This is a genomic window from Cronobacter dublinensis subsp. dublinensis LMG 23823 (assembly GCF_001277235.1).
GTDB lineage: Bacteria > Pseudomonadota > Gammaproteobacteria > Enterobacterales > Enterobacteriaceae > Cronobacter > Cronobacter dublinensis.
In genome coordinates, this window is sequence record NZ_CP012266.1 from 2,607,199 (window position 1) to 2,624,143 (window position 16,945).

Here is a 16,945-nt window from a genome sequence, read left to right on the forward strand (position 1 = left end):
CGGGGCGTTTATGCTACACTTCGCGCCCTCTTTTTCTGCCCGCTGAGGTGAGCTGTGGCGCAATTCGGTTCTGTCTGCCTTCCTGAGGCTTTTCTTGATGTTATGCGAGAGGCGATGCCCGCAGGGCTTGCGATGGACGATTTCATCGCCGCCTGTCAGCGTCCGCTGCGCCGCAGTATTCGCGTCAACACGCTGAAAATCAGCGTCGAAGCCTTTCTCGCACAGGTTGAGTCTTACGGCTGGCAGCTGACCCCCGTGCCGTGGTGCGCTGAAGGTTTCTGGATAGCGCGCGACGACGAGGCGCTGCCGCTCGGCAGCACCGCCGAGCACTTAAGCGGCCTGTTTTATATTCAGGAGGCGAGCTCCATGCTGCCGGTCACGGCGCTTTTTGCCGATGGCAACGCGCCCGAACGGGTGATGGATGTCGCCGCCGCGCCGGGCTCGAAAACCACCCAGATCGCTGCGCTGATGCAAAACCAGGGCTTTATTCTCGCCAATGAGTATTCCGCCAGCCGGGTCAAAGTGCTGCACGCCAATATCAGCCGCTGCGGCATCCGCAATGTTGGCCTCACCCACTTCGACGGCCGCGTTTTCGGCGCCGCGCTCCCTGAACAGTTCGACGCCATTCTGCTGGACGCGCCCTGCTCCGGCGAAGGCGTGGTGCGAAAAGATCCGGATGCGCTGCGTAACTGGTCGGTACAAAGTAATCAGGAGATTGCCGCCACCCAGCGCGAGCTTATCGACAGCGCCTTCCACGCGCTGGCACCCGGCGGCACGCTGGTCTATTCCACCTGCACGCTGAACCTGGAAGAAAACCAGCAGACGGTGCGCTGGCTGCTGGCGCGCTATCCGCAGGCGGTGGAGACGCTCTCGCTTGAGGGTCTATTCCCTGGCGCGGAAGCGGCGCTGACCGAAGAGGGCTTTCTGCATGTCTTCCCGCAGATTTACGACTGCGAAGGATTTTTTGTCGCGCGGCTGCGTAAAACCGCCCCGATCGCGCCACTGCCTGCGCCGACGTATAAAGTCGGCGCCTTCCCGTTTGCACCGATGAAAACCCGCGAAGCGCAGGCGGTCACGGCCGCGGCAGGCAAGGTGGGCCTGGCGTGGGACGACACGCTGGCCCTGTGGCAGCGCGATAAAGAGATCTGGCTGTTCCCACAGGCCTTCACGCCGTTTATCGGCAAGGTGCGATTCTCACGCACTGGCGTTCGGCTGGCTGAGGTCCATAATAAAGGGTACCGCTGGCAGCATGAGGCCGTGGTGGCGCTGGCCGGCAGCGATAACCCGCTCGCGTTTGAGCTCACCGCCGAAGAGGCGCAAGAGTGGTATCGCGGTCGCGATGTCTGGCCGCAGACGCCGCCGGACTCTGACGACGTCATCGTCACGTTCCAGCATCAGCCGCTGGGGCTTGCGAAAAAAGTCGGCAGCCGGCTCAAGAACAGTTATCCGCGTGAACTGGTACGCGATGGGGTACTGTTTAGCGCGCCGTTGTAAGGCGTGTAAAAAATCACCGCTGGTTTTTGGCATTTTTTGCGCTTTTGACTACGCTAAAAGGTGGGGCCTGACTGGTCATACCACCTGTGTACTGTCTGAGGGAGAGCGTTATGTCAAAAACCAGCGTAAAAATCGGTACTTTCGAGATTGATGATGCAGAGCTGCACGGCAACGCGCCCGGCGAGCGCAAGCTGAGCATTCCCTGCAAATCAGACCCGGATCTGTGCATGCAGCTTGATGCCTGGGATGCCGAAACCAGTATTCCGGCCGTGCTCAACGGCGAACACTCCGTGCTATACCGCGAACATTACGACCAACAAGCTGATGCCTGGATCATGCGCCTTGCCTGATTCAAAAAGAACCCGTCGCTGAAGGCGGGTTATTTATTAAGAACCTTCGGTTTTCCCTTCCCGCCTGCTTCCCCTACACTTATAACAAACGTTGTCACGCAGAGGACGCCATGTTCGCGCTGGTTTTATTTGTTTGTTATCTGGATGGCGGTTGCGATGACATCGTCGTGGATGTGTACAATTCTGAACAGCAGTGCCTGAAAGCGATGGACGAGCAGCGGATGCGTCACGGCGGCTGCTACCCGGTCGAAGATTTTATCGACGGTTTCTGGCGTCCGGCGCAGGAGTACAGCGATTTTTAATCACTGCACCCGAATCAGCGTCAACGGGTTGCCGAAGACGGCCCCGGTATCGATGTAATGCAGATTACCGCTGATGAGCGGCTCGCGAAGCGGCGTGTGGCCGAAATAAAACGCGTCCGCGCCGTCGATACGCTCCAACCCTCCCGCCTGCACGCGGCTGACTCGCGCCCGGCTCCAGACCACCGCATGCGCATCCAGCGGCTGCTGCCACGCATAGCGCAACGCCGGATAATCCGCGTGCGCGACCACCAGCGTGCGTGCGCCGCTGCGCACTTCTATCACCAGCGGTAGCTCACGCGCCCGCGCCAGCTGCGCGTTCACTTCACGCTGGGCGCCCTCGTCGAGCGCAAAATACCACTGACCCCCGTTCATCGCCCACAACGCGCCATCGCCGGTTTCGAGCGCCTCCAGCGCCAGCGCTTCGTGATTGCCGCGCACCGCGAAAAACCAGCGCTTGCCGATAAGCCGCAAACAGCCCGGACTGTCGGGACCGCGATCGATGAGATCGCCCACGGAAATCAGCGCATCGACGCGCGGGTCGAACCGCTGCGCCTTTAGCGCGCTCACCAGCAGCGCCAGGCAGCCATGTACATCGCCCACGATAAAGATGTGCCGCCACGCCGCGCCGTCGATTCGCTGATACATCGCTTGCTCCTCTGTGTATCAGGCAAGTATAGCGCTGCATCCAGCGGCGTTTACCCTTTGCAACGCCTTCCCGGCAACCGCGTTAACACTAATAAGTATGTTGTAACTAAATAGGCGTTGCGAGAGGTTTACCCCATTAATATGGGTCGGGATGCTTATTCTGCTAAGGATGTTCTATGCTTAAGGTAAGCAACGTCGGGAGGTGCCTGTGACCCTATTTACTCACGAAGCTATCGTCAGTTTTATCGGCTGTGTTATCGCGGCCATCTTTATGATCTGGTTCTTCAGCCGCAAACACGACAAATAGCCGAAACGCGCCTGGCCGGTTTACCACAGTCCCAGCATGGAAGCGGCACCGGCCATTTCACGCAGCGCATCAAGCGTCAGGAGCAGGCCAAATACATAGATAAAAGGATTCATTGGGATTAACTCCTTGTTTTCCTTCTTCCAATATAACTCACTCCTTAGCCTGCTACCGGTTCGTTTACACAAATCCACCAGAATTGGTGGGAAAGTCGCCACCACTTTTTGCGTTTCGCTGACAGGAGCACGCGCCGCGCGTGAGGCTTTTAACATTGGCGATAAAAAAGCCTGGACGTTTATACTGCAGCCTGTGTTATGGTTGAAGCAGAAAGGTAAAGCGGAAGTTATGGATAGACGCGCTACCCTTTCTCAGGATAAAAAAAGACCGAATACGATTCCTGTTTCCACCTCATCGTCATATTAAATATGTAATTCAAGAAGTTACCCACGGAAACCCCTCTCATTATTGATTTCAATACTTACCAATACGTCCATTCAAGATCAAACCGTTGCCATCTTTTTCGAGTAAGCGACGAGTAAACTTCGAGATCGCTACGATCACAAAATCTCAAATATTCCTGACTTTGTTATATCCATATATGCCTCTTCCGAACATTATTTCGCAATAACAACCGGCACATCCCCAAATCGCGTCGTGTAACACGGCGACAGCATCTCACGTTTCATCTGCCATGCCTGCTGGATGCCCTGCCCCGCAAAATAGAGTGTTCCCCGGCCCTGCTGGTTCAGTTTGTCTATCAGTGACATCAGAGCCTCGCTGTTCGCGCGCGGCGCGTTCTCGTCAAACAGATTCAGCTGCGCCAAGCCGTGGCTGAAAAAGTTACACAGCATAACGCCCGTCTTTTGGTACCGGTGGTCATCACGCCAAGCAGCTCGTCATTCCTGACTATGCGCAGATCACAAAGACTTGTATTGAATTGTTACGTTCCGCTATGTGCCAGAAGCGGACGTTGTTAACATTCCTATACAACGGTAGAATTGTTCGGTGAACACTTCAAACCAAACTCTTTGCCACGTAATAATTTAAAACCAAACAATAAAATGGGAAGATATACAATTGGAAGCGTATTTTTTAATTTTACATGTCTGCTGTTCATAAAATCCTGATGGAAATTTACTATGAATGATAAGGATGAGGTCATGAGAGAGAAAACAAAGGCTTTTTTGCTATCGTTAGGAGTTGTCGCGACTGGGTTGCTGCTTCTGAAGTTCAAGCATGTTTTTATCGCATTTTCAGTTTTGTTCATCTACAGCTTATATAATCTATACCCAGAAAGATATATGCTGGCAAAAATAATAAAAAGCACATTTGCTATTAAGTTTTATAATGTAGTGATATGGTTTATTTCATATGTATTGACGCTAAAAATGCTTAGTGTGATTTATGGTGTTGATGAGGAGTATTTGAAATATTCCCCTGCCATTGTTGCTATCCCTATTTCTGTTTGTATTCTGTACTTCTTCTTGGTGCTTGTCGCCAGCATATCCAGCGCAGTAGGCATGATTACTGGTAACGTTGTTGGCTTCCTCCCCGAACGGGCAAAAGTTTATTATGAGCAATCAATCTTTGTCAGGTTTGTTACCATACTTCAATCTCTTGTGATTGTTGTAGCAATACCGTTCTTACTTGCCGCTATATCTTCAGATTATGTCGCAAAGATAGCTATCTTGTCGGATGCGTCATTTGTATCTGATTGCGGAGTAAAGCAATGGGGGGTGATGTATCTAAGAAGAAACAACAATGAGTGCTATAGGTTTACTTTAAATAGGAATGTTTTTAGTGAACAGCCAGTGATTGTGAATTCAAAAAAATAGAAAGGTGAGTTTTCCAGCTTTGGCTTTTACAGGTAAATTACGAACAATAGAGTTGCGGGATAAATATATACGGTCCAACCAGATTCAGATACTAAAAAGTGATTCTACCATCTTATTGCACATCATGAATCGCCACGGCTTCGGCAGCCAGCTTCCGCTCCTCGCTCATAGCGGACCTTGCAGCACGTATGCCCGCTCAGTGCCAGAAGCGGAAGTTGTTCAAGTATCAGACAGGTAGACCAGAGACAGTTTATCCCCGCAGGGTTGGCTTAATATTCGTTAAAGATTTTACCCCTACAGGCCGATAAAAACAGGAGCGACAGAAACGTAAGGATATGCGCATGTATGGAAAACTTGTCATTACAGGAATAATAGTAACGTTGTTAAGTGGATGTACGGCGGGGTTTAGGCCTTCGCTGGAAGACTATAAAAGTTCAGATGCAGCCAGGATTCGTGCTGCATCTGATGGCAATACAGCTCTGCAATTTTACGAAAAACAGCCGAGTGGCTGTTATAAAAAAGTTTTAGAGCGCCGGGTTACGGCTGGTCTGGCTATTCTTGGTATTCCTGTAACAGGAAATAAAAAAATCGGAATGCCAGAATCAAGTAACAACAAGGGAAGTTTCATAAATGAGTTCACTATCAAGCCAGGACAACTGGTAAATGTAATTCATTACTGGACTCAAGCGGGCTACTACCAAAATACAGAACGAGCCGCCTCCGATAATTTTATTCCTCAGCCAAATCATGATTACGATATCGTCGTTACTGGTTCAGAATTTGGAGGGGATAGCGTATCGGTGAGAGATCTGGATCCAAGCGCTAAGATAGTACGATGGGAAGGCAATTACTGCCCCTCCGGTATACTTGATTAATTGCATAACGCAGGCCACCGTTTGTACGGTTAAGCCCACCCTGGAGTGGGCTTCTTCGTGTGGTACATGATTCTTATTTATCATGATTGATTGACTAAGGATCACTGTCGAAGGAAAACGTCCGATTTTCGCTCGCAGCGGACTTTATGCTCGATGAGTTCGCTCGCTCTTTGCCGGGAGCGGAAGTTTCTTAATTTACCTTGAATCAAACAATAAGGGAGCAGGTCAAGTTTTCGATTGTTCTGTCAGATGTTTCCGCATCAATGCATTTTGTAGTGTCACTCCACGACACGACCTGCCGGACGGCTCAAGTAAACACTCTTGCCTACCCGCAATAATGACGTGGATGTGATAGCCCTGGCGCCAATGCTTGGCGACGTTGACGCTGGGTAACGAGAAACTGGAAAAGGTTGTGGCCAAAATGAACGAGATCGGGGCATCGGTCAAATAAATGAAAATTTCTTCTGCAGGCTATACCTCTTTTGCTTTCTCCCAGGTTTTCGCATGGGCATACTTAATATCCTTCAATGCCCATAACCACAGGAATAATAATGAGTATTCAGCGACGTGAGGTGTATCTGGTCTTGAAACAACTATCAGATGGCCGGTTGTTTTATGTGGAAGGATTGAGAAACGCCCGCAATTATTTTTTTGATGGCCATGTTCGGGTGCTCACTTCTCCGGCTGGTTCAGCGAGCTTTATTGAGTTCGAACCAGGTGAACGCCCTATGCAACTTTTCCATATGCCAGATGAGGAAGGTACTCAATGGCAAGCTGCTTTCCATGATTTCGGCTGCTCGCCTGAATTTGGAGAACCTAAACTGGAATACGTCATATTTGTTGGCGCTTATTCCGATGACCGCGAGCGTACCATTGAGTTGATGAATATGGGCATGACTCATGCGTGGGAAATTATTGAGGGCAAGTGCGAACTGCGCGAAGGCGAGTTTGAAGCAGAATGGTAACTGACACATCGACAAATCTTGAACTCTGGACGGTCTACGATAATCCCATAGACTTCCCGGGCCAGTTCATGGCCCGTCGGTTTGACATAACCAGTGTGCCCAGGCACCTGGCCAGACCTTTGAGCAAATCTGGGAGCGCTTCAACCGCCAAGGTTACATCTGGCTGGCGCGCAAACCCGGTGACGATCTGGTAATCGTTGGCAACTTCCTGCGCCGGTTTAAATTTTGTTATATCAGGCAGTTTTTTACTTTGATTAGACTTCAAACAACAATGCATAGAGGGAACCATGAAAAAGCCACAACAGATGTACGACCTGCAAATTCCTGATGACGACTATAAAATGGCAGAAGTCATGGAACGTGATAAGTTGAACTTTGAGTCTCCCAACAAATGGTTTTACGTGGGTGCTGACAGCCGAGACCTCCGCTTTGCGAAAGTAGGAATTACGATGGGCGATTTAACATCCCGCTCATACGGCACCAACAACCCTAATTTCTACCTGTTCTGCGCCTTTCAGTGCCAGCAAAGCACAACGGAAGCTCAGCTCAAAAGCATTGAAAAAAGCGCTATAAGCTATCTCGATGGTGTGTTCTGCGCCGAAAACGGTCAGACAAAGCGGGCGCGTCACATGGAGTCACAACGTCTGTCAGAGTGTTATTACGATGTAAATTTCGAGGATTTTTTTGTCGAGGTGCATGACTACCTGTTGGATAATCACGTCAGCTATTTCCAGACCTGTGGTTTCGAAAATGAAGCAGGCGGTGATGGAGGCTATGCACTTGCGTGGGAGTTCAGTTCTCTCCTTAAACCCGAAGTTAAAAGGTATTTCCTGAACAGGATCCTCCGGGGGTGATAAATTAAGTACCTCCCTCACAAAGGAAAGCGCCCGTTGAGGCGCTTATTTTATGGGCGTTAATTAGTTAATGTCATTTCCTTTCTTAACTTACTAATTCAATTAGATTTTTTAACATTCATCAAATACTCGAATGTAACGACGGTAATCGTTTTCAGTGCCATTTGCCCAAGAATAAAGAAAACAACGTTTCTCCGTTTTTCCTTCTGAACGATTGCGCCATGATGCATTAACTTCTTAAAGAGTATACGGAAGTTCCTTTTCATTGAACTAAAGTGGCACAATGAATTTGGCCGCCTGGAAAGAGCTGATTTTATTCGGCATACCTTCGGCATGCTATTTTTAAAAAAACATCGCGAGATCAACAATAGCTGCCAACGTCCGCTCCTCGCTCATCGCGGACCTTGCAGCACGTATGTCCGCTTAGTGCCAAAAGCGGACGTTTAACCATCGCTTTGAACCGCCAGGCCAGGAAGAGGTGACAAACCAGATTCGCCGCAAAACGATTCATCACATCCATGGCTAACTGCGGCAACCTGAAACGGCTTACTTCATATCAAGTGCGAAATTGGCCCTGGCCCAGGATTCAAAAGAAGCCGGATGAACCCCCGCGATCTTATTGGCAAGTGCAATGGCAGCCTGGTGCGAACCCGGCCCCAGATAGGTATATTTCTCGTAATAGGCCAGCGTATCGCCCAGCGCCTCCGCGCCAGGGAAAAAACCGGCATATACGTCCCGTGGAACCTGTTTAAAGGTTACGTGATGCCCAAGCTGATTTAACGTTTCTACAATCTCACGGAAGCTCAAGAAATCTCCGACAAGCGGCAGGTAAGCACCCCGTCCGGCGATATCAGGATATGCAAACGCGCCGGTCACAATATTTCCAAGCTCGTTTATGTCGCCCATATGAATGCAGCGAACGTCAGGGTTAATCGGCAGAATCCATCCATAGCTACCATCTTGTTGTTTTTGTGGGCCAAAGGGGCCTGTGAAGTTTTGATAATAAGCAGGCGGTACGACAAAGGTGTAATAAGTAAAATCCGCCGCTTTTACCAGACTGTCGATTCTGGCTTTATTGGTAAACTGCGGGAGGCTAAATTCGCCCTGAGTAACAGATTCCACATCGGGAAGCGTGGACCAAATAAAATGTTTCACTCCAGCCGATTTTGCGGCTTCGATCGCTGATGTTGCCTGCTTCTTCTCATTTGTGCCCTGTTGCCAGTAATCAGTTAACAGAAATACGCCATATACACCTTTCAATGCGTCGTTGAGCGTTTCAGGCTTTTCAAGATCCACATACAGGGCTTCATCAGCCTCGCCGGTATAGTTCTGCGGGGTACGGGACAGCGCCCGTACCCTGAACTGACTGGCGGTTTTAAGCGCCTGCACCACACCTTTTCCCTGATGACCGGTTGCGCCAAACACAGCAACAAGTTTCTTTTCTTCTGCCATTTCACACCTTCTGGATAACGTTTTGGATAAGTAGCCAGGCATCAGATCTGTGCCCGGATGTCGCAGGCAAAGCTTGCCGCTGAGCGGAATTCGTGACAATACTCTTTAAACTGTCATCATCTGACCGAAAATGATCCATATGGCGCTTACTGCAGAAACCTCCGAACTCATTGCGTTTATGAAAACTGTCGACGCGAAATCGCTTTCCCGTGCCGCAGCGGAACTGGGCGTTCCCCGTGCAACGCTGAGCCGTCGGATTGCGCAGCTTGAAAAAAAGCTGGATGCACGTCTGCTCCTGCGGACAACGCGGAGTCTGGCGCTGACGGATCTGGGCATCATCTTTTATAAAGAGGCCATCATCGCGCTTGAGGCGATAAGGCAGGCAGAGCAGAGCGTGTCCAGAATCGAAGGTGGTTTACGGGGCGACTTACGCGTATCGCTTCCTCCCGGTATGAAAAAAAGCTTCCGGGAAATGCTGTGTGAATTTATCGCGCAGCATCCTTTGCTGCGCGTCCATATTCACACTTCCAGTCATCATATCGATTTCCGAAATGGAGGATTCGACGTTGCGCTGAGAGCCAGTAGCCAAATGCAGCCAGGGTTGATTGCACGCACGCTGTTTCGCGACCCGGTCATTGCCGTCGCCTCGCCAGACTATCTCTCAGAGATGGGTGTCCCTGTCGTCCTGAATGACCTCAGCAGCCATCAATGCCTGATGGGATTCGCCCGTGGGGAGTTGCCGGAGATGTACTGGCCTCTACTTTCCGGAGACCGGATAAAGGTGGACGGCGCGTTTTTTTCTGACGATATTTCCCTGCTTTGTGAGGCTGCCATAAATAGCCGTGGTATTGCACTTTTGCCTGAAGAGTTGATTCGTGAACACCTGCAGCATGGCGCACTTGTCCCGGTATTGAGAGATATCATAGGGACTGAAATGCAGGTTGCAGTAGTATACCCGGATCGTCACTTTTTATTGCCACAGGTCCGTGCTTTTATCGATGCAGTCGTTGGCTGGGTAGCTTCGGAGCTCGGGGAGAAAAAGAGTCGTATACGTTAGCTACCTATACCGGCTAAACAGTTTTCATCCTGTTTAAAAGCAGCCATAAGTCTGGCCAAGGAGCGTCCGTTTTTCGCTCACAGCAGACATGATGGTCACGAAGCCTGTCCGCTGCGTGCCAGAAGCGGACGTAATAACATTGAGATATTCATTCACGGGAAGCTCTCACTAACTGTGATACTTCGTTTTCAATTATTTTTCGCGGCACAATAACTACTGTCGATCTAGAAATTAAAAACCCGCCTTTAATAGCGGGTTTATTCTGACAGTCAGTCTCAGTATTTATCCATCAGTCGCATTTGCCCTTTTACCTTCCATAGATCGGTTACGGAAGGCAAGCCATAGCAGCGCCAGGGCAGCGACTGCAAGCCAAGGAATAAGCATCTCATTAAGCTTTTCCCACCCCAGTAGTTCAAGCAGCGCGCCCGCGCTTAGCGAACAGGCCAGCCCTACCGCAAAGATGGTCATATCATTGATGGCCTGAGCCGCGCCCTTTTCTGAAGGGCGAAACGTTGTTGTGACCAGTGCAGTCCCGCCGATATAGAGGAAGTTCCAGCCCAGGCCAACGAAAATGAGCGCACCGGCAAAAGAGTAGAAACCGGTGCCGGTCAGGGCCAGACCGATATGACATATGTATAGGACAATGCCCGTCAGCATTATCCGGATACTGCCAAAGCGTTCAATGAGCTTTCCCGTAAAGAAGGACGGCAGGAACATCCCCAGAACGTGCAGCTGAATAACGGTGGACGTCTCTGAAAGGGAGTGAGCATGATGGGACATTGCGAGTGGCGTGGCCGTCATGGCGAGGATCATAATGCCATAACCAGTGGCAGCGCCAAACAGGGCGGTCAGGTAAGCAGACTGAGTGATGACCTTTTGCCAAGGACGGGCAGGAACCTGTTCAACCGCTTTCTCAACACTGGCCGGCACGCGAAGTCGGGAAAGAATGAATACAGCAACTGCTGATATTGCAGCAAGGATGATGAACGAACCCAGATACTGAGGCGTCAGTAGGTTGCTGCCCACCCGGGCCAGTAACGGGCCGGCCAGTGCGGCGACGATCCCGCCCGCCATGACAAGCGAGATGGCCCGGGGCCGAAATGCATCGCTGGAGACTTCGCTGGCAGCAAAGCGGTAAAACTGCGCAAAAGACTGGTAAACCCCGACCATAAACGTCCCGATACAGAGCAGAACGAATGAAGAAGTAATAATCCCTGTGCCGGCAATAGCACCACCTGCTATGCCAGCTACAGCTCCGGCACAAAATCCCGTTTTACGCCCTACTCTGGTCATCCACATTGAAGCTGGGAAAGTGGCCGAGGCCGTTCCGAGAAACATGGCAGCTATAGGCGCTGTCGCTAATCCCGGGGACGGAGCAAGAAGCCCTCCCGCCAGGCCGCCAATGGTCATTACAAGTACAGAAACGGTCTGAAAGATGGCCTGAGCGCTTGCCAGTATGAGCACCTGCCGGTACATATTTTTATTCGACATCTGGTTTCCTGTATAACAGTGAGTTAATCCGGCCGGCAGGCCACATCCCTTTCCGTAGTTGTGCCACTGCCGGAAATCAGTATCATTAAAACATTCAATTGAATGATTGAATGTTCCCGTTAACCGGTCAAAGAGTCAATGAATCAGCCTGAAAAATTTTTGTTTACGCACCTGGGTGAGCTGGCAAAACTGCTGGGACACGGTTCAAGGATTGAAATACTTGAACATCTGGCTGGGGGGGAACTGTCGGTTGAGATGCTTTCTGCACTGACGGGCATGTCGGCCGCAAGCACTTCGCAGCACCTGCAAAACCTCCGCAGAGGCAGCTTTGTCATGTCCCGCCGGGAAGGAAAGCACATTATCTATCGTCTGGGTGACGGCCCGGTAAGAAGCGTTATTGCCAGCCTGCGATGCTTTGCTGAGTTCAACAATGATGTCATTCGCAATATCACTGCGGACTACCACAGTAATCATCATTGTCTGGAAGCCGTCAGCCGGGAAGAGTTGCTGAGTCGTCTTGAGGCCGGTAGCGTGACCCTCCTGGATGTACGCCCGGAAGATGAATATATGGGTGGACACTTGCCCGGGGCATTGAATATCCCGCTTAAAGAACTTGAGTCCAGACTGGCTGAACTGCCGAAAGACAGTGAGATAGTGGCTTACTGTCGCGGCCCGCACTGCATTCTGTCTGTGGAAGCTGTGGAATATCTTCGCCGGCAGGGCTATCGCATTCGTCGTTTTGATGAAGGTTACCCGGAGTGGGTCGCATCAGGTCTGCAAACCGAATAGGTTATACGCCCCTTAACCGCCTGCTGTCGCTGGAAGCCTTACTACAGCGCCCTCCTGGCGTTATACCTTCAACCGCCTTTTTATGAAGGTCCGCTTTTCGCTCAAAGCGGACCTTCACTTTTCTTTATTGCCTGAATAATATCCCTTTTACTATGCCCGTACGGTTGGTACATCAGCAAGTCGCGTCGTGTAACAGGGCGACAGCATCTCGCGCTTCATCTGCCACGCCTGCTGTATGCCCTGCCCCGCAAAATATAGGGTTCCCCGTCCCTGTTGGTTGAGTTTGTCCATCAGTGACATCAGCGCCTCACTGTTCGCGCGCGGCGCGTTCTCGTCAAACAGATTCAGTTGCGCCACGCCCTGGCTGAAAAAGTCCCCCAGCATGACCCCCGCTTTTTGATACCGGTGGCCGTCGCGCCAGACCGCATCGAGGCAGCGCGTCGCCGCGGCAATTATGTCGCGCGTGTCCTGTGTGGGCGTCAGTAGCTTAGTCCCGGCGTGGTTGCCGTAATACGGTTCAGCAGAGAACGGCGACGTTTTCACGAACACCGAAATGTACCGGCAGAACTGATGCTCGCCGCGGAGCTTTTCCGCCGCACGCGCTGCATAGCTGCAGATAGCCTGGCGCATCGCTTCATAGTCGGTGATACGCTCCCCGAATGACCGGCTGCAGACGATTTCCTGTTTCGCCGGGGCAAACTCCTCGATCTCCAGACAGGGCTCGCCGCGCAGCTCGCGCACGGTGCGCTCCAGCACGACGTTAAAGTGTTTGCGGATAAAGCGGATATCGGTATCGCATAGCTGCACTGCGTTTTTAATGCCCATTGTATCCAGCTTTCTGGCGATACGCCGACCGATGCCCCACACTTCCTCTACCGGCATCAGCGCCATCAGCCGCCGCTGGCGCGCCTGGTTCGACAGGTCCACAACCCCGCCCGTCTGCGGCCACTCCTTCGCCGCGCGATTGGCGAGCTTCGCCAGCGTCTTCGTCTGGGCGATACCGACACCACAATGGATCCGGGTGTTGCGCCGGACAGTGTCGCGTATCTCCCGGCCAAAATCAGCCAGGTCCCTGCAGTTCCGCACGCCCGTCAGGTCGCAGAAAGCCTCATCGATGCTGTAGACCTCGACGCGCGGGCACATTTCCTCAAGCGTCGTCATCACCCGCTGGCTCATGTCACCGTAAAGCTCATAGTTGCTGGAAAAGGCAATGATCCGCTGCGGAAACTGCATCTCGCGCAGCTGGAACCAGGGCATGCCCATTTTTATGCCAAGCGCTTTTGCTTCGCGGCTGCGCGCTATCACACAGCCATCGTTATTCGAGAGCGCCACGATCGGCTGACCGACAAGATCGGGACGGAATGCCGTCTCGCAGCTCGTGTAAAACGAGTTCATATCAACCAGCGCGAACATTGCGGTGCAGGGTATTTATCACGCAAATGACAACGCCGATGATTTCGAGGTCGTCGGCGTCATAAACAGCTATAGGCGGGTAAGCCGGGTTCTCGGCGCGCAGCTGCGCCACCGGATACGTCACCAGCCTTTTAACGGTGAACTCCCCGCCGATATTGGCGACCACGATATCGTTATGCTTCGCATGAAGGCTGAAGTCCACCAGCAGAAGGGAGCCATCGAGAATACCAGCATCTCGCATCGAGTCTCCTGCGACCCGCAAAACATAGGTGGATGAGGGGTGTGCAATAAGGTGGGAAACAAGATCAATGCCACTGTCGATATAATCAGCGGCAGGGCTCGGGAAACCAGCAGAAATCAGGTCTGCATAGAATGGGATGCTGACCGGCTTAACCGGCAAGACGAGGGGGTGTATTTTCATTATGTACCTCCTGTAAAAATTACTGTGTATTTATACAGTAGTTTCAGGAGGTAACGAAATCAAGACGAAGCGGCCTATTAATCGTAACGGCAGAGCAGTTTTAACAGCTGCTCTGCCAGGACAACGCGCCGGCTAATTATTCGCCGCTTACGGTGACCGGGGGCACCGGCCAGACAGCTTTTTCGGGAAAACCTTCTTGTTGTGGAACCTCACGTAATGCCTTCCGGTAAGCGCCCCATGCTTCTTTGTCGGTCGGCGCGTCAGGCATCATTGCCCAGTCAGAAGCGGCAATAAGTCGATCGCGCTCGGCGCGCACCTCTGCGGCCCTTATAGCCTCTAACTTCTCATGGTTAATTTTAATCATCGCGTCCAGCCTCATAGGTTCCGCCATACCCGTCCGGCGCAGGCATGGCACTTTCGTTAATTTCCCACGCCTCCTGCGGAATATCGTCAGGCACCTCGGCAGAATCAACGATCCAGAATGGGACGCCGTCGGGAACATCTTTCTGCCCGATTTCCAGAACGGTCAGGCCGCATGGGAGATAAGGGATCACGAGCGACACACCAGACTCTGATTTATAGATAATTCGCTTTTCCATAACTTTATTTCCTGTGAACCGTAACCATCACGGAGGCGTCAATCCGGCCCGTGTTATTCCTTGTCGCAACAGCAAAAGAGGTTTTGCTGATTGAATAAACGCTGCCGCTGATCGCGTTAACATCATTAGAGCCCTGAATTGCCGTTACCATAATGGACTGATTGATTTCATCTGCCGGTGGGTTCTGGTAAACGAGCCGGTAAGCACCTGCCGCCTCCTTAGTGACAGAGGAAATGTTAAAAGCCGCGACTATCGTGTCACCACTGAAACGACACCACGCCACCGCGCCCTGGGGCGAATTGGTGGCAAGCAGTTCAACGTCAACATCCGAGGCCGGAATGCTGTATACCCTGGTAATGGCCCCGTCGTTTACAGTGATGGCAGAGAACGGTCGCGCCCCAACCCGCTGTAGCGCGACCAGCGAGGCGGACGATTTAATATCGCCTGCAACCTTCATCGTTGACTTAACATCACCACCACGCATCAGCACGCCGCTGCCCGGCTGCGTTGCGTATGAGTTAACCACGTCGAAGGATGTGCCGGCGGCCTGAAATGCGCCGGACGCGCGGATAATCCAGATCCCAAAAACCTCGTTCGGGTGGATCTCACCGCTTCCGTCACGGCCATAATTTGCGCTTTGAGTGCTGGCATCAAGAACGTAACGTTCATATCGGGTGGAACTGGTGGTGGTACCGTCAAGCTGGAAGACGTTATTTCCGCCGTTGGTCCAGCTGACAAACCCGTTTTTACCGCTGGTTGACTGATCGTAGTTGTAGGCGAACAACTGCCCGGAAATGTTAGGTGCGCTGTCCTGCAAGATTCGCCCGACCACGTCACCGGACGCCGCGCCGCGAAGGAACGGCGATTTGATACTGCCGTCCTGAATGCCATTGAGGTCCGGCACGCGGAACGTAGTCGTTCCGTTTCCTGGTGAATACATGCCACGGTTCATGGCCGGTGCGCCAGCGTTGCTGGACGTCAGCCAGACCGCATCCGTCTGCGTCGCCGTCAGAATACCGGCGTTTACGGCAGCCCATAAATCGGCGGTTTTTGCATCGGTACGGCTCACAAGCTGGCCGTCTGCCGCGATATAACCGGCAGGCAGCGCCGCCCGCGAGCCGTTGAACCACTGAACCGCGCCGATGAAGTCATTCATCACGCCGTTCATGCTTGCCCCCCCGCCCCCACCAGACGACGCTTTGAGCTGACGCAGGGTCACCGCATCATAATCAGATACCGCTTCCGCAGGCAGCGGCAACGGCTTCCCGTTCAGCAGGTTTTGCAGCGAAGCCGCCCTGTCTGTGACGTCGGACAGGTTCGCGTCTTTCGTAAGGACTTTTTCGGCGTCAAATTTATCGGCAAGCGACTGCGCACGATCGGCCTGAGTGCGTGCGTCAGTAGCGGCCTGGCTGGCAGTGCTCACGGCCTGCGCCGCCGAGCTGGCGCTGGCTGCGGCATCGCTGGCTCCTCTGCTGGCAAGGGCCTTAGCGTCTTCTGCCGCCTTTTTAGCCGCAGCGGCATTATCGGCGGAAGCCTTTGCCCCGCTGCTGGCCGTCTCGGCAGCCTGCCGGTCCGCGCTGACGCTGGCCTGCGCCTGCTTAATATCGTCCACGATTTTCTGAAGACTGCCCGGATCGAGGTCTTCGAGCAGGCTCACCAGTGACGGCCAGCTCGGCCCTTTAAACTGGCTGCCATCAGGCAGCGTAACGGTGATATTTTCACCTGCGGAAAAAACCTGCTGCCAGTTGGCTTTGTCGAGGTTGAGCCCGCGTAAGGCTTCGGTAACCTGATTCACCACTTCCATCGTTACCTGGCTCATGGTACCGCGCGGCACCGCTGACCATGCCAGCCCCGCCGCATCGGGCCCGGTATACGTTCTGGTGAGCGTCAGCGCCGTGTCGCTGCTGACCGTTTTAACGGCCTGCGTGTAGACAACCTGACCCGCCGTGAAGACGACGTAATCCCCCGCGACCAGTTCGCTGGTAAATGTGGTGCCGTCGCCGTTGATGGTCGTTGCGCCGTTTTTGATGCTTATCGTGCCTTTAGCCATCAGGCCTGCTCCTTAAAATAAAAAACCCGCCGTAGCGGGTCATTCAGTC

Annotated in this window: 18 protein-coding genes and 1 pseudogene; 9 read left to right on the plus strand and 10 right to left on the minus strand. The window is 52.5% G+C overall.

Going from position 1 to position 16,945, the window contains the following annotated elements; all coding sequences use genetic code 11:
• The first annotated feature begins 102 nt into the window (after positions 1 to 102).
• The 3 genes from rsmF to AFK67_RS11825 all read left to right on the plus strand — a co-directional run bounded on the left by rsmF (position 103) and on the right by AFK67_RS11825 (position 2,146).
• Complete coding sequence (gene rsmF / locus AFK67_RS11815) at positions 103 to 1,494, plus strand: 16S rRNA (cytosine(1407)-C(5))-methyltransferase RsmF (RefSeq protein ID WP_407639127.1); 1,392 nt, start codon at positions 103 to 105, stop codon at positions 1,492 to 1,494.
• A 110-nt stretch (positions 1,495 to 1,604) separates the two neighbouring features.
• Complete coding sequence (locus tag AFK67_RS11820; RefSeq protein ID WP_007698851.1) at positions 1,605 to 1,844, plus strand: YebV family protein; 240 nt, start codon at positions 1,605 to 1,607, stop codon at positions 1,842 to 1,844.
• A gap of 110 nt (positions 1,845 to 1,954) precedes the next feature.
• Positions 1,955 to 2,146: a YdfD/YebW family protein gene (locus AFK67_RS11825; RefSeq protein WP_007714097.1), complete on the plus strand. Its 192-nt coding sequence runs from the start codon at positions 1,955 to 1,957 to the stop codon at positions 2,144 to 2,146.
• Here AFK67_RS11825 and AFK67_RS11830 read toward each other — a convergent pair whose 3' ends face one another.
• From AFK67_RS11830 to AFK67_RS11835, 3 genes and pseudogenes are all read right to left on the minus strand, one after another.
• A complete protein-coding gene (locus AFK67_RS11830; protein ID WP_007714093.1) occupies positions 2,147 to 2,791 on the minus strand; it encodes a metallophosphoesterase in 645 nt (214 codons plus the stop codon).
• Between the two features lie 327 nt (positions 2,792 to 3,118).
• Entirely contained in the window at positions 3,119 to 3,211 is a 93-nt protein-coding gene (locus AFK67_RS23425) for a KPN_01571 family protein (RefSeq protein WP_234012861.1), read from the minus strand.
• Positions 3,212 to 3,709: 498 nt separating this feature from the next.
• Positions 3,710 to 3,988: pseudogene (locus AFK67_RS11835) on the minus strand (DUF4113 domain-containing protein); the annotation flags it as partial.
• A 246-nt stretch (positions 3,989 to 4,234) separates the two neighbouring features.
• On the opposite strand from AFK67_RS11835, the gene AFK67_RS11840 reads away from it, so the two are divergent.
• From AFK67_RS11840 to AFK67_RS11855, 4 genes are all read left to right on the plus strand, one after another.
• Positions 4,235 to 4,930 carry a hypothetical protein gene (locus AFK67_RS11840; protein WP_032967635.1) on the plus strand — a complete coding sequence of 232 codons (696 nt, stop codon included), beginning with the start codon at positions 4,235 to 4,237 and terminating at the stop codon, positions 4,928 to 4,930.
• Between the two features lie 341 nt (positions 4,931 to 5,271).
• Positions 5,272 to 5,805, plus strand: coding sequence for a hypothetical protein (locus tag AFK67_RS22005; RefSeq protein ID WP_071602715.1), 534 nt, complete (start codon positions 5,272 to 5,274; stop codon positions 5,803 to 5,805).
• Positions 5,806 to 6,356: 551 nt separating this feature from the next.
• Complete coding sequence (locus AFK67_RS11845) at positions 6,357 to 6,770, plus strand: hypothetical protein (protein WP_032967636.1); 414 nt, start codon at positions 6,357 to 6,359, stop codon at positions 6,768 to 6,770.
• 287 nt (positions 6,771 to 7,057) lie between these two features.
• Positions 7,058 to 7,624, plus strand: coding sequence for a hypothetical protein (locus AFK67_RS11855; protein WP_032967638.1), 567 nt, complete (start codon positions 7,058 to 7,060; stop codon positions 7,622 to 7,624).
• A gap of 546 nt (positions 7,625 to 8,170) precedes the next feature.
• Here AFK67_RS11855 and AFK67_RS11860 read toward each other — a convergent pair.
• Entirely contained in the window at positions 8,171 to 9,076 is a 906-nt protein-coding gene (locus AFK67_RS11860; RefSeq protein ID WP_007732003.1) for an NmrA/HSCARG family protein, read from the minus strand.
• Positions 9,077 to 9,215: 139 nt separating this feature from the next.
• Between AFK67_RS11860 and AFK67_RS11865 the strand changes: the two genes are divergently transcribed.
• On the plus strand, positions 9,216 to 10,133 hold the full coding sequence (locus AFK67_RS11865; RefSeq protein WP_007732006.1) for a LysR family transcriptional regulator: 918 nt from the start codon (positions 9,216 to 9,218) through the stop codon (positions 10,131 to 10,133).
• Between the two features lie 282 nt (positions 10,134 to 10,415).
• Here AFK67_RS11865 and AFK67_RS11870 read toward each other — a convergent pair whose 3' ends face one another.
• Positions 10,416 to 11,624, minus strand: a complete 1,209-nt coding sequence (locus tag AFK67_RS11870) for an MFS transporter (protein ID WP_038883378.1) — start codon at positions 11,622 to 11,624, stop codon at positions 10,416 to 10,418.
• Positions 11,625 to 11,762: 138 nt separating this feature from the next.
• On the opposite strand from AFK67_RS11870, the gene AFK67_RS22010 reads away from it, so the two are divergent.
• A complete protein-coding gene (locus AFK67_RS22010; protein WP_071602714.1) occupies positions 11,763 to 12,413 on the plus strand; it encodes an ArsR/SmtB family transcription factor in 651 nt (216 codons plus the stop codon).
• 150 nt (positions 12,414 to 12,563) lie between these two features.
• Here the strand turns inward: AFK67_RS22010 and AFK67_RS11880 are convergent, their stop codons facing one another.
• The 5 genes from AFK67_RS11880 to AFK67_RS23285 form a co-directional block, all read right to left on the minus strand.
• Positions 12,564 to 13,826: a Y-family DNA polymerase gene (locus AFK67_RS11880; RefSeq protein WP_038883377.1), complete on the minus strand. Its 1,263-nt coding sequence runs from the start codon at positions 13,824 to 13,826 to the stop codon at positions 12,564 to 12,566.
• Entirely contained in the window at positions 13,810 to 14,247 is a 438-nt protein-coding gene (umuD, locus tag AFK67_RS11885; RefSeq protein WP_032966629.1) for a translesion error-prone DNA polymerase V autoproteolytic subunit, read from the minus strand. The genes AFK67_RS11880 and umuD overlap by 17 nt, the downstream gene beginning before the upstream one ends.
• Positions 14,248 to 14,383: 136 nt before the next feature.
• A complete protein-coding gene (locus tag AFK67_RS23070) occupies positions 14,384 to 14,611 on the minus strand; it encodes a tail fiber assembly protein (RefSeq protein WP_050569275.1) in 228 nt (75 codons plus the stop codon).
• Complete coding sequence (locus AFK67_RS23075; protein ID WP_050569274.1) at positions 14,604 to 14,846, minus strand: hypothetical protein; 243 nt, start codon at positions 14,844 to 14,846, stop codon at positions 14,604 to 14,606. The genes AFK67_RS23070 and AFK67_RS23075 overlap by 8 nt, the downstream gene beginning before the upstream one ends.
• A gap of 4 nt (positions 14,847 to 14,850) precedes the next feature.
• The gene (locus AFK67_RS23285; RefSeq protein ID WP_200907774.1) at positions 14,851 to 16,896 is read right to left on the minus strand and encodes a hypothetical protein; all 2,046 of its coding nucleotides are present in this window, start codon (positions 16,894 to 16,896) and stop codon (positions 14,851 to 14,853) included.
• Between the last annotated feature and the right edge of the window lie 49 nt (positions 16,897 to 16,945).

What these genes read in the sequence shown, in the direction of transcription:
- rsmF (WP_407639127.1), top strand. Translation starts at nt 103, where the DNA reads ATGCGAGAGGCGATGCCCGCAGGGCTTGCGATGGACGATTTCATCGCC.
- AFK67_RS11820 (WP_007698851.1), top strand. Translation starts at nt 1,605, where the DNA reads ATGTCAAAAACCAGCGTAAAAATCGGTACTTTCGAGATTGATGATGCA.
- AFK67_RS11825 (WP_007714097.1), top strand. Translation starts at nt 1,955, where the DNA reads ATGTTCGCGCTGGTTTTATTTGTTTGTTATCTGGATGGCGGTTGCGAT.
- AFK67_RS11830 (WP_007714093.1), bottom strand. Translation starts at nt 2,791, where the DNA reads ATGTATCAGCGAATCGACGGCGCGGCGTGGCGGCACATCTTTATCGTG.
- AFK67_RS23425 (WP_234012861.1), bottom strand. Translation starts at nt 3,211, where the DNA reads ATGAATCCTTTTATCTATGTATTTGGCCTGCTCCTGACGCTTGATGCG.
- AFK67_RS11840 (WP_032967635.1), top strand. Translation starts at nt 4,235, where the DNA reads ATGAATGATAAGGATGAGGTCATGAGAGAGAAAACAAAGGCTTTTTTG.
- AFK67_RS22005 (WP_071602715.1), top strand. Translation starts at nt 5,272, where the DNA reads ATGTATGGAAAACTTGTCATTACAGGAATAATAGTAACGTTGTTAAGT.
- AFK67_RS11845 (WP_032967636.1), top strand. Translation starts at nt 6,357, where the DNA reads ATGAGTATTCAGCGACGTGAGGTGTATCTGGTCTTGAAACAACTATCA.
- AFK67_RS11855 (WP_032967638.1), top strand. Translation starts at nt 7,058, where the DNA reads ATGAAAAAGCCACAACAGATGTACGACCTGCAAATTCCTGATGACGAC.
- AFK67_RS11860 (WP_007732003.1), bottom strand. Translation starts at nt 9,076, where the DNA reads ATGGCAGAAGAAAAGAAACTTGTTGCTGTGTTTGGCGCAACCGGTCAT.
- AFK67_RS11865 (WP_007732006.1), top strand. Translation starts at nt 9,216, where the DNA reads ATGGCGCTTACTGCAGAAACCTCCGAACTCATTGCGTTTATGAAAACT.
- AFK67_RS11870 (WP_038883378.1), bottom strand. Translation starts at nt 11,624, where the DNA reads ATGTCGAATAAAAATATGTACCGGCAGGTGCTCATACTGGCAAGCGCT.
- AFK67_RS22010 (WP_071602714.1), top strand. Translation starts at nt 11,763, where the DNA reads ATGAATCAGCCTGAAAAATTTTTGTTTACGCACCTGGGTGAGCTGGCA.
- AFK67_RS11880 (WP_038883377.1), bottom strand. Translation starts at nt 13,826, where the DNA reads ATGTTCGCGCTGGTTGATATGAACTCGTTTTACACGAGCTGCGAGACG.
- umuD (WP_032966629.1), bottom strand. Translation starts at nt 14,247, where the DNA reads ATGAAAATACACCCCCTCGTCTTGCCGGTTAAGCCGGTCAGCATCCCA.
- AFK67_RS23070 (WP_050569275.1), bottom strand. Translation starts at nt 14,611, where the DNA reads ATGATTAAAATTAACCATGAGAAGTTAGAGGCTATAAGGGCCGCAGAG.
- AFK67_RS23075 (WP_050569274.1), bottom strand. Translation starts at nt 14,846, where the DNA reads ATGGAAAAGCGAATTATCTATAAATCAGAGTCTGGTGTGTCGCTCGTG.
- AFK67_RS23285 (WP_200907774.1), bottom strand. Translation starts at nt 16,896, where the DNA reads ATGGCTAAAGGCACGATAAGCATCAAAAACGGCGCAACGACCATCAAC.